Origin of the sequence: Pantoea sp. AS142, assembly GCF_037152305.1 — a bacterium.
Classification (GTDB): domain Bacteria; phylum Pseudomonadota; class Gammaproteobacteria; order Enterobacterales; family Enterobacteriaceae; genus Pantoea.
Genome location: NZ_JBBCMO010000013.1, coordinates 102642 through 114274, shown reverse-complemented (window position 1 = coordinate 114274; position 11633 = coordinate 102642). Strand labels below are relative to the sequence as shown.

The window sequence follows — 11633 nt, the reverse complement described above, 5'->3', positions numbered from 1 at the left end:
GCTGTAGCGCGGTGGTCCCACCTGACCCCATGCCGAACTCAGAAGTGAAACGCCGTAGCGCCGATGGTAGTGTGGGGTCTCCCCATGCGAGAGTAGGGAACTGCCAGGCATTAAATAAGTGAAGAAGCCCCGCACTGCCGTGCGGGGCTTTTTTACGTCCGCAGATCGTGGAAAACTGCATCACAAAATCCATTTCAGCGTTTCTCAAGCCAGTCAGCAATGAAGTCTGCAACGCTGTCCGGACGATTTATATCCAGAACTGGCACGTTCAGAGTTAATTTCTGGTCACTGGCGACAGCGATCACCTGCTCATCAAGCAGTTCCTCGATTCCACCCTTGATTCCGACACGCCATAAAACAATTTTAGGTACATGTTCCTCTTTGAAGCCTTCGACCAGCACGACCTCAAGCGTAGAGTGATCCATGCGGCTGAGCAGATAAGGCAGATTAATCAACTGCTTTTCCGGCGTCTCACACATCAATGCCCATCGCTCTGAGCTGGCCACTATCACCTGATTTGCGCCCGCTTTTCTGAGCAGATAGCTATCTTTACCTGGCGTATCAACGTCCATCTGATGATGCGTATGCTTAATCAGCCCGGCGCGAATCCCTTTACTACTAAGAATCGGTATCACCTGCTGCAACAGCGTTGTTTTCCCGGTTCCACTCCAGCCCACAATGGCAAGTATAGGTAATGACATATCAGCAGCCTCTGTCGTTCAGGTCATCAGGCGTATTGATATTGCGGAAGGCAGCCTCATCATCATCCATCTGGACAGCATGGCCACCGTGGTCGCGCAGAAAATACATCAGACGCCGTTCACCAGCCTGAAGATAGTCATAAAGAGGAGCAGCCATCTCCCGATGAATCAGCGCCAGTGTCGGATGATCGCGCGACTGTGAACGTACCCAGACTGCCGGTGCCTCTCCGCGTTGATCGACCAGTTTTTCCACGAGGTTGAGAGGTATTGCAGGCGTATCACAGGAGCAAAAAGCGGCCCATTCACCATCGATGGCGAGCAACGCGCTGTAAATGCCAGCCAGCGGACCGGGATAATCATCAAAAACATCCTGAACAACCCGACACCCGCTTAACTGATAGCGATCAATATTACGATTCGCATTAATCATGACAATGTCGACTTGTGGCCTGAGCCGTTCAAGGACATGCTGATAAAGCGGTCTGCCATCCAGTTGTACTAACCCTTTGTCCTGACCACCCATACGGCGGCCCTGACCACCGGCCAGTATGATGCCGGTTAATATTGTCATGACGGTGCCCTCGCTGATGACGCACTGTGAAAGGAGAAATCTGAATGAAATGCCATCGTTTAAACGAGTTAATCGAGTTGCTACAACCCGCCTGGCAAAAAGAGCCTGATCTTAATCTGGTCACATTTTTGCAGAAACTGGCTCAGGAATCTGGTTTCCGTGGCCCGTTAAGTGAATTAACCGATGACGTATTAATTTACCATCTCAAGATGCGTGACTCAGCCAGTGATGATGAGATCCCTGGCCTGCAAAAAGACTATGAAGTGGATTTCAAAACAGCATTGCTCCGCGCACGAGGTGTCATTAAACAAGACGAGTAGTGTTATCCTTGGCAGCTAAATGCAAGGGCAACTACAGGTAACATGATGAGCGACGCTGCTTTTAACTTCCAGACATTGAATCCCGACGTATTACTTGATGCGCTCTGGGATACCGGAATTCGCGTCGAATCAGGTCTGACAGCCCTAAACAGCTATGAGAACCGGGTTTATCAATTCAGCGATGATGAAAAACGCCGCTATGTTGCGAAATTTTATCGCCCACAGCGCTGGCGTGTCGAACAGATTGCTGAAGAGCATCAGTATGCACTCGATCTGCTGGCTGACGAGGTGCCCATCGCGGCGCCGCTGCGATTGAAGGGTGAGACCTTACACAGCCACGCTGGCTTCTTCTTTGCCGTATTCCCCAGCCTGGGCGGACGGCAATATGAGACAGACAACGAAGATCAGATGGAGTGGGTAGGCCGCTTCCTGGGCCGCATTCATCAGACCGGGCGTAAAACGCTGTTCAGGCATCGGCCTGCCATTGGTCTGGATGAATATCTGCATGAACCCCGGCAGGTGCTGGAGCACTCTCTGTTAGTGCCTGCATCGCTTAAAGTCGCACTGCTACAGGCTATCGATAAGCTGGGAAACACGCTGCAACAACAGTGGCACACCACGTGGCAGCCGCTACGATTACATGGCGACTGCCATCCGGGTAATATCCTGTGGCGTGACGGACCGCTGTTTGTCGATCTGGATGACGCCCGTAATGGCCCTGCGATACAGGATTTATGGATGCTGATCAGCGGTGATCGACAGGAACAGCGTATTCAGTGGGATATCCTGCTGGAGGCGTACAATGAATTCAGTGATTTTGATATTAATGAATTGTCACTGATTGAACCTTTACGTGCCATGCGCATGGTTTATTATCTGGCCTGGGTTGTACGACGCTGGCAGGATCCCGCTTTTCCGCGCGCTTTCCCCTGGATGACAGATGAAGATTTCTGGCGCAGGCAAATTTCACTCTTTACCGAGCAGGAGAAGCTGTTGCAGGAACCTCCTCTGCAGCTGACACCGCAATATTAATAACGTAGTCAGGAGAATTTTTCACGATGAAAAAAATTTGGTTTGCACTGATGGGTTTAATGCTGGCATTCAGCGCGTCTGCTGCCCAGTTCACTGAAGGTAAACAATATGTGAGTCTGCCAAAACCTGTGGCTGGCGAACCTCAAGTGATGGAGTTCTTTTCCTTCTTCTGCCCGCATTGCTATCAGTTTGAACATATTTATCACGTCAATGACGCGGTGAAAAAGAATCTGCCTGCTGACACCAAAATGGTGAAATACCACGTCGACTTTCTCGGTGGCGAACTGGGGCCGGTCGTGACCCAGGCCTGGGCTGTGGCGATGGCGCTGGGCGTTGAAGATAAAGTGACGGTACCCATCTTTGATGGCATTCAGAAAACGCAGACCATCACTGATCCTGCCAGTCTGAAAGAGACCTTTGTCAAAGCGGCCGGTATTTCCGCTGCTGACTACGATGCTGCCTGGAAAAGCTTCGCTGTCAAAGCGTTGGTTGCCCAGCAGCAGAAAGCCGCTGCTGATGTGGATCTGCGCGGTGTGCCAGCTATTTTCGTGAATGGTAAGTACATGGTTAACAACGGCGGTCTGGATACCAGTTCTATGGATAATTTCGTCGCGGACTATGCGAACGTGGTTAAATTCCTGGTAAGCCAGAAGTAATCAGCCTCACACTTCAGTTAAACGCCAGTTTTGCTGGCGTTTTTTATGCCTTTGAACAATGGCACCCTTTTTGTCCATCTCCAGGGCATAAATTTAATATCCACACAAGAGATCGCGCTATTAAAAATAGCGATCGGGTCACGGAAATTAAATAACTAACTGAAATATATGTTTTTTATTGAAGGTTAAATTGTTTATTTTTCTGAGGAACAGCGCGTTATAATTTTTACGCACAAAGTTATCCACAGAACGATCATTGCGATCCTGGCCCTAAAAGCGTGAAAAGCGCCAGACGTGGCACGCCTTAGTTCACCATTCCTGCCAGGTTGTGGCATCCTTATAGTCCAATTCATAGCAACGAAGACTACACAGACTTATGGCGCAAATAGCAGAAAATCCTCTGATTCTGGTTGATGGTTCATCCTATCTTTATCGTGCGTATCACGCGTTTCCGCCGCTGACCAATAGTGCAGGTGAACCCACTGGTGCCATGTACGGCGTGCTCAACATGCTGAAAAGTCTGCTGGCGCAATACAAACCGAGTCACGTTGCTGTGGTATTCGATGCCAAAGGCAAAACCTTCAGAGATGAGCTGTTTGAGCATTATAAATCTCACCGTCCCCCTATGCCTGACGATCTGCGTGCACAAATTGAGCCGCTGCATGAGATGGTGCGGGCGATGGGCCTACCGCTGCTGGTTGTGAGCGGCGTTGAAGCCGATGATGTGATTGGTACGCTGGCACTCGAAGCGGAGAAAAAGGGTCTTTCAGTACTAATCAGTACTGGCGACAAAGATATGGCGCAACTGGTCACGCCAGCCATAACGCTGATTAACACCATGAACAATACCATTCTGGGACCGGAAGAGGTTGAGCAAAAATATGGTGTACCACCAGCCTTAATCATCGATTTTCTGGCTATGATGGGTGATAGCTCGGATAACATCCCTGGCGTGCCGGGTGTTGGTGAAAAAACTGCGCAAGCTCTGCTGCAGGGATTGGGCAGCATGCAGACGATCTATGACAATTTGGATAAAGTGACCGATCTCGGGTTTCGTGGCGCAAAAAACATGGCGACCAAACTTGAACAGAATCGCGATGTAGCGTTTCTCTCATATCAGCTGGCGACGATTAAAACGGACGTTGAACTAGCGCTGCCCTGTGAAGAACTCACGGTCACTGAACCTGATGTTGGAGCATTGCAAACCCTGTTCAGCCGTTATGAGTTTAAACGCTGGCTGAGTGATCTGCAGGACGGTACATGGCTGCAGGGTAAAAAGAGCAATACTCAGGCGCAAAAAGCGCTGTCCGGTGAGCCAGTTCCTGCGGTTGAAACCAGCAGCGTGTTACCGACCGAGGGCTATATCACCATCCTGGATCAGGCAGTCTTTGATAGCTGGCTGAAGAAGCTGAAAAAAAGCCCGGTCTTTGCTTTTGATCTGGAGACCGATGCACTGGATACCCTGAGCGCTAACATCGTTGGTCTCAGCTTCGCGGTGGCGCCCGGCGAAGCCGCCTATCTGCCGGTTGCCCATGACTATCTCGATGCGCCTGATCAACTTGATCGCGCGACCGTTCTGGCACAGCTCAAGCCCCTGCTGGAAGATGACAGCGCCTGGAAAGTTGGCCAGAACCTGAAATACGATCGCGGTGTGCTGAAGAACTACGACATTGAACTAGCCGGTATCAAATTCGACACCATGCTTGAGTCATATATTCTCAACAGCGTGGTGGGTAAACATGACATGGATAGCCTGGCTGCTCGCTGGCTTAACCATAAAACGGTCACCTTTCAGGAGATCGCCGGTAAAGGCAAAAATCAGCTGACGTTCAATCAAATCGCGCTTGAGCAAGCATCCCATTATGCTGCCGAGGATGCCGATGTGACCCTGCAGCTGCATCTGAAGATGTGGCCAGAGCTGGAGAAAGAAGCAGGTCCGAAAAAAGTCTTCGAACAGATTGAGATGCCATTACTGACCGTTATCTCCCGGATAGAGCGCAATGGCGTGTTGATCGATCAATCAATTCTGGCACAGCATTCGAAAGAGCTGACCACCCGACTGGCTGAGCTTGAGTTAACAGCGCATGAACTGGCGGGCGAACCCTTTAACCTCTCATCTACCAAGCAGCTACAGGTGATCCTGTTTGAAAAGCAGGGCATTAAACCCACTAAGAAAACACCGGGCGGGGCGCCGTCAACCAGTGAAGAGGTTTTAGCTGAGCTGGCACTCGATTATCCGTTGCCCAAAGTGATTCTGGAGCATCGCGGCTTATCTAAACTTAAGTCGACTTATACGGATAAATTACCGCTGATGATCAATCCGGTGAGCGGGCGGGTGCATACCTCTTATCATCAGGCGGTTACCGCAACCGGACGCTTATCCTCTGCCGATCCGAACCTGCAAAACATTCCGGTGCGTAATGATGAAGGGCGCCGTATCCGTCAGGCCTTTGTTGCGGCCAAAGGCCATCGCATTGTGGCGGCAGACTATTCACAAATCGAACTGCGTATAATGGCACATCTCTCTCAGGACAAAGGATTACTGGACGCTTTTGCCCAAGGCGAAGATATTCACCGCGCCACAGCATCCGAAGTGTTTGGTGTGTCGCTGGGTAAGGTGAGCGGCGAACAGCGTCGCAGCGCCAAAGCGATCAATTTTGGTCTGATTTATGGTATGAGCGCATTTGGCCTGTCGCGTCAGCTGAATATCGGTGCAGGAGAAGCGAAAAAGTATATGGACCTCTACTTTGAACGCTATCCGGGCGTACTTCGCTATATGGAAAACACGCGCCAGCTGGCTGCCAGTAAAGGCTATGTCGAAACGATTGAAGGGCGTCGACTGTGGCTGCCAGATATTAAATCCAGCAATGCCATTCGCCGTAAAGCCGCAGAGCGTGCCGCGATCAATGCGCCGATGCAGGGAACGGCAGCGGATATTATCAAGCGGGCGATGATCGCCGTGGATGACTGGCTTGAGCAGCAAAATGACAATGCAGTCAGAATGATCATGCAGGTTCACGATGAACTGGTGTTCGAAGTGAAGACGGAGGCGGTTGAAGAGGCCAGCCAGAAAATCCGTGCGCTGATGGAAGGTAGCGTGCAGCTCGACGTACCTTTACTGGTTGAAGTCGGTGTGGGTGACAACTGGGATGAAGCCCACTGATTCGCTACTTCTGGTCGGGTCGGAATCGAGAAATCGGCCCGGAATCAGTTATAAGTAAATCGTTGAGTTAACCGGTTTAGCGTAGTCAACGCTGGCACTGAGATAAGGCGCTTTCCTAACTGCTTATCGTCCAAACACTTTTTCCGTCATTTAACTACATCGCAACGCTATTTTTGTGACGAGTATGGTAAAAAAAGTCCTGTTTGATGTAAGTAAGCAACAAAAAAGCCTTTGTCACGCACAGAAAATCAGGTAAAGTTCGTCGCGTAGGGTACAGAGGTAAGATGTTCTATCTTTCAGACCTTTTACTTCACGTAATCGGATTTGGCTGAATTTAGCCGCCCCAGTCATTCTGTGACTGGGGCGTTTTTTATTGGGCTTTTTGTACCGCCCGCTTCAACGGCACAGGGGCGCCACTCACTCTTCCGCGTCCTGACCCTCAACCGCCGGTTCAAGCGTATTAAACCAACTGTCCAGCTTCTGACGAACCTTATCCACACCGATTTTCTTCAGCGATGAGAAGAGCTCTACCTGTACATCACCGACAAAACTCAGGGCGGCTTCACGCACAACGTTCAGCTGCGCTTTACGGGCGCCTGAAGCGAGTTTATCGGCTTTGGTAAGGAGCAACAGAACCGGAATGTCGCTTTCCACGGACCACTGAATCATTTGTCGATCGAGATCTTTCAGCGGATGGCGAATATCCATTAACACGACCAGCCCTTTCAGGGCCTGGCGTTTTTGCAGGTATTCCCCTAATGCACGCTGCCACTTCAGCTTCATCTCTTCCGGTACTTCGGCATAACCGTAGCCGGGCAGGTCGACCAGACGCTTACCTTCTTTTACTTCAAACAGGTTAATCAGCTGCGTACGTCCCGGTGTTTTACTGGTACGCGCCAGGCCCTTCTGATTGGTTAACGTATTCAGCGCACTCGATTTTCCCGCGTTTGAGCGGCCAGCAAAAGCCACTTCAATTCCGGTATCAGCAGGCAGATGACGGATATCCGGCGCGCTCATGACAAAGTGGGTAACGTGATAATTCAATTCAGACAAGGTGACACTCCAGAAAACGCATTAAGGCAATGGCGGCGATTATACGCGTTATGACGCGAAAGTGCCCAATCGTATCTCGGTAACAACGTTTGTAAGAGATTTGCCATTAACGCTGCGGGTTATTTCTCTTTTTACGTTAATTAATGAAAATAAAAAACAATATAATTCAAATAATTACTGATAAATGCTCTTTTTTTGAGCTAACTATTTTTGACGCTGACTTGAGGCTTTTACCCGTTGGTCTACATTAATGTGCAGTGCACGGCAGCACACATCAGGATGATGCGCTCAGGGATGTCAGGATGGCAATGAGCGGTGGAATGGAATAGGTCAGGGATACGGCCAGACAGGGATAAGGAAAAGCTCAGGAGTTGAGCAGGCGCGGGATTAACCGGGATGTTACGAGCCGAAAAGGATTTAAAACATGATTCCTTCTTGTGAAGGTATGAAATAAGGCGACAGCTTGAGCTGTCGCCTTTTTTCTTTGTCTACTTTCTGCTAGATTTCGCCGCAATTCTATACTGAATAAAAAAAGCCGGGACCGAATACTATGAAGCAACCTGCACGAGCTGCTCACGGCAAACCTGCCGTTAAAGCCAAACGCAAATCGCGTGACGATATCAACCATGAGGCACGCGATCGCAAACGTGATAAAAAGCATCGCGGACATGCATCGGGCAGCCGTGCTAATCCAGCTGCGCCCGAAAGTAACGGCGGACGTCAGGCTAACAGCCCTAAAGATCCGCGTATCGGGAGTAAAAAACCGGTGGCCTTGGTTGCTGACGGGAAAACCGCAGCCGTTAAGCCAAAGAAAAGCGCGGAAAAACCGGCAGCAGAAAAGAAAGTACGCCTGACACCAGAAGAAGAGCTGGCGAAGCTGGAAAATGACGAGCGTCTGGATATGCTGCTGGATCGGCTGGAAAATGGCGAAACGCTATCGGCAGAAGATCAGGGCTGGCTGGATGCCTCGCTGGATCGTATCGACGAACTGATGGAGCAGTTAGGCATTGTGATGGATGATGCCGAAGATGATCAGGCAGAAGAAGATATGTACCGTCTGCTAAAAGGTAACTAAGCAAATTTGATCGGCATGCGGGAACCGCATGCCGCGCTTATCAGATAAACAACAATGTTTTGGCCTGGATCAATTTTCGCGCTGCTGGCGACATTTTATCTGCTGTGGTTATTGTTTAAACTACGACGCCTGTCGCGTCTGAAGCAACGTTTACGTCGGGTCTCATCCCGCTCACCTTTCATCTCTTCTTCTTCGCGACCTTCTCTCAGACGATGTCACCGGAAGGAGTGAGCATGCCATCGCAGCAGATTGAGTGGGATCAGGCATTAATTGAAAAGTATAATTATGCTGGCCCGCGTTACACCTCTTATCCCACTGCGCTGGAGTTCAGCGAGCACTACGCGGAAACTGATTTCCAGCGTGCTGTGGCGCGTTACCCTGATCGTCCGCTGTCGCTCTATGTCCATATCCCCTTTTGCCATCGTCTCTGCTACTTCTGTGGCTGCAACAAGATTGTGACGCGTCAGCGCCATAAAGCTGATCGCTATCTGGATGTGCTTGAGCAGGAGATTATTCAGCGCGCGCCACTGTTTCGTCAGCGGCAGGTCATGCAGCTTCACTGGGGCGGCGGCACGCCAACCTTCCTCGACAATGCGCAGATTTCCAGGCTGGTGGGTTTACTGAAGCAGCATTTCAGCGTGGCCGATGATGCCGAAATGTCGATCGAAGTTGATCCCCGGGAGATTGAGCTGGATGTGATTGATCACCTGCGATCGCTGGGATTCAATCGTCTGAGCATGGGGGTGCAGGACTTCAACAAATCGGTGCAGGAGCGGGTCAACCGGGTACAGGATGAAGAGGTGATTTTCGGCCTGATGGCGCGTGCCCGTGAGCAGGGTTTCAGCTCGACCAGCATTGATCTGATTTATGGTTTGCCTCTCCAGACGCCCGCCAGCTTCGCCTGGACGCTGGAGCGGGTACTGGCGCTGAGCCCGGATCGTCTTAGCGTCTTTAACTATGCGCATCTGCCGGTGATGTTCGCGGCACAGCGAAAAATCAAAGAGGATGAACTGCCATCGGCTCAGCAAAAGCTGGATATTTTACAGCAGACCATCGCAACCCTGACTCAGCAGGGCTACCAGTTCATTGGGATGGATCACTTTGCGAAGCCGCAGGATGAACTGGCCATCGCGCAGCGCAAAGGGCAGCTGCATCGAAATTTCCAGGGATACACGACGCAGGGCGACAGCGATTTGCTGGGGCTTGGCGTCTCTGCCATCAGCATGATTGGCGACAGTTATGCGCAGAACCAGAAAGACCTCAACACCTGGTACAGTCATGTGGAACAGCAGGGAAATGGCTTGTGGCGTGGCATCGCCTTGACCGACGATGATTGCCTGCGTCGGGACGTGATAAAAACGCTGATTTGTAACTTCTCGCTGAATTTCGCCGCGACAGAAGCGCAATGGGGCATTCGCTTCAGCGACTATTTTTCTGAGGACCTGGCGCTGTTGAAACCGTTGATAGCCGATGGGTTGGTGGAACAAACCGCTACGGGGCTGGAGGTGACGGGCATTGGCCGGTTACTGATCCGCAATATTTGCATGTGCTTTGATCGCTATCTGCGTCAGAAAGCGCGTCAGCAGCAGTTCTCCCGCGTTATCTGAAGAAACGGGCTGGCAGACTACACCAGCCCGTATTGAACCGCTTATTCCATGCCCAGCTCTTTGAGCTTGCGCGTCAGCGTGTTTCGTCCCCAGCCCAACAAACGTGCCGCTTCCTGTTTGTGGCCCTGCGTATGACGCAGCGCAGTAGTGAGCAGCGTTCGCTCCATCTCCGGCTGTGCTTCTGACAGCAGATTCTGATGACCGGAACGCAGAGCGCGATCGGCCCACTGTGCCAGCAGCGTTGCCCAGCTGTCAGGCAGCGACTGCACCGGATTCTCCGGGGTGCTGGATTCAAATAGCTCCCCAGGCAGATCCTGAATCAGTACTTCCTGACCCGCAGCCATCACGGTCAGCCAGCGACAGGTGTTCTCCAGCTGACGCACGTTACCTGACCAGTGCAGCCGCGTTAACGCTGTTTCGGTTTCCGGATGCAGAATCTTCGCTTCCACACCCAGCTCTCGGGCCGCCACCTGCAGGAAATAACGCGCCAGACGCGGAATGTCCTCACGACGCTCACGCAGTGGCGGCAGATGCACGCGAATCACATTCAGACGGTGAAACAGGTCCTCACGGAACTTTCCTTCCTGAACGCGTAACTCCAGATTCTGGTGGGTAGCCGCGATAATACGCACATCCACTTTGACCGGCGCATAGCCACCAACGCGATAAAACTGGCCATCGGCCAGCACGCGCAGCAGACGCGTCTGCACATCCAGCGGCATATCACCGATCTCATCCAGAAACAGTGTACCGCCATCAGCCTGCTCAAAACGGCCCTGACGAATCTGGTTCGCCCCGGTAAAGGCACCTTTCTCGTGACCAAACAGTTCTGACTCAATCAAATCTTTAGGAATCGCAGCCATGTTCAGTGCAATAAAGGGTGCTTTGGTGCGCGGGCTGTGGCGATGCAGCGCATGGGCCACCAGCTCTTTACCGGTGCCTGACTCGCCGTTGATCAGTACACTAATCGAAGAGCGCGACAACCGCCCGATGATGCGGAACACATCCTGCATGGCGGGTGCTTCACCAATGATGTCGGTGGTCGGTCCGCTGACCGGCTGATTACGCGGCTGCTGCTGCTCCTGATAGTGACTGATAGCACGCTCTACCAGCGCAACGGCTTCATCGATATCAAACGGTTTAGGCAGGTAATCAAAGGCACCCTGCTGATAGGCGCTGACAGCGGCATCCAGATCAGAATGCGCCGTCATTATGATGACCGGAAGCATCGGGTGACGCTGTTTAATCTGTTTCAGCAGCGCCAGTCCATCCATACCGGGCATGCGAATGTCTGACAGTAAAACGTCCGGGGTTTTGGTTGAAAGGGCATCCAGCACTTCTCTTGCGCTGTCAAAGGTCGCACAGCTCAAACCGGCTCCAGTGAGCGCGCGTTCAAGCACCCAGCGGATGGAGCTATCGTCATCGACGATCCAGACTATCCCTCGTTGCATAGAA

Annotated in this window: 11 protein-coding genes and 1 rRNA gene; 8 read left to right on the top strand and 4 right to left on the bottom strand. The window is 51.6% G+C overall.

The window, feature by feature from the left end; all coding sequences use genetic code 11:
• Positions 1–109 (top strand): 5S ribosomal RNA (rrf, locus tag WFO64_RS20225); the annotation flags it as partial.
• A gap of 85 nt (positions 110–194) precedes the next feature.
• Here the strand turns inward: rrf and mobB are convergent.
• A complete protein-coding gene (mobB, locus tag WFO64_RS20220) occupies positions 195–701 on the bottom strand; it encodes a molybdopterin-guanine dinucleotide biosynthesis protein MobB (protein WP_337013815.1) in 507 nt (168 codons plus the stop codon).
• Between the two features lies 1 nt (position 702).
• The gene (mobA, locus tag WFO64_RS20215; RefSeq protein ID WP_337013814.1) at positions 703–1272 is read right to left on the bottom strand and encodes a molybdenum cofactor guanylyltransferase MobA; all 570 of its coding nucleotides are present in this window, start codon (positions 1270–1272) and stop codon (positions 703–705) included.
• Between the two features lie 44 nt (positions 1273–1316).
• Here mobA and WFO64_RS20210 point away from each other — a divergent pair, with 44 nt between their 5' ends.
• The 5 genes from WFO64_RS20210 (at position 1317) to WFO64_RS22625 (ending at position 6775) form a co-directional block, all read left to right on the top strand.
• A complete protein-coding gene (locus WFO64_RS20210) occupies positions 1317–1592 on the top strand; it encodes a YihD family protein (RefSeq protein ID WP_337013813.1) in 276 nt (91 codons plus the stop codon).
• A 45-nt stretch (positions 1593–1637) separates the two neighbouring features.
• Positions 1638–2624 carry a serine/threonine protein kinase gene (locus WFO64_RS20205; RefSeq protein ID WP_337013818.1) on the top strand — a complete coding sequence of 329 codons (987 nt, stop codon included), beginning with the start codon at positions 1638–1640 and terminating at the stop codon, positions 2622–2624.
• Positions 2625–2650: 26 nt separating this feature from the next.
• The gene (gene dsbA / locus WFO64_RS20200) at positions 2651–3280 is read left to right on the top strand and encodes a thiol:disulfide interchange protein DsbA (protein WP_337013812.1); all 630 of its coding nucleotides are present in this window, start codon (positions 2651–2653) and stop codon (positions 3278–3280) included.
• 376 nt (positions 3281–3656) lie between these two features.
• Complete coding sequence (gene polA, locus WFO64_RS20195) at positions 3657–6443, top strand: DNA polymerase I (protein ID WP_337013811.1); 2787 nt, start codon at positions 3657–3659, stop codon at positions 6441–6443.
• A 284-nt stretch (positions 6444–6727) separates the two neighbouring features.
• Entirely contained in the window at positions 6728–6775 is a 48-nt protein-coding gene (locus WFO64_RS22625; protein WP_071892919.1) for a spot 42 RNA, inhibition of DNA synthesis, read from the top strand.
• A gap of 85 nt (positions 6776–6860) precedes the next feature.
• Here the strand turns inward: WFO64_RS22625 and yihA are convergent, their stop codons facing one another.
• Entirely contained in the window at positions 6861–7496 is a 636-nt protein-coding gene (gene yihA / locus WFO64_RS20190) for a ribosome biogenesis GTP-binding protein YihA/YsxC (RefSeq protein WP_337013810.1), read from the bottom strand.
• Positions 7497–8046: 550 nt separating this feature from the next.
• On the opposite strand from yihA, the gene yihI reads away from it, so the two are divergent.
• Positions 8047–8571: a Der GTPase-activating protein YihI gene (gene yihI, locus WFO64_RS20185; RefSeq protein ID WP_337013809.1), complete on the top strand. Its 525-nt coding sequence runs from the start codon at positions 8047–8049 to the stop codon at positions 8569–8571.
• A gap of 233 nt (positions 8572–8804) precedes the next feature.
• Positions 8805–10178, top strand: a complete 1374-nt coding sequence (gene hemN / locus WFO64_RS20180) for an oxygen-independent coproporphyrinogen III oxidase (protein WP_337013808.1) — start codon at positions 8805–8807, stop codon at positions 10176–10178.
• Positions 10179–10219: 41 nt separating this feature from the next.
• Here hemN and glnG read toward each other — a convergent pair whose 3' ends face one another.
• Complete coding sequence (gene glnG / locus WFO64_RS20175; RefSeq protein WP_337013807.1) at positions 10220–11629, bottom strand: nitrogen regulation protein NR(I); 1410 nt, start codon at positions 11627–11629, stop codon at positions 10220–10222.
• Positions 11630–11633 lie beyond the last annotated feature (4 nt).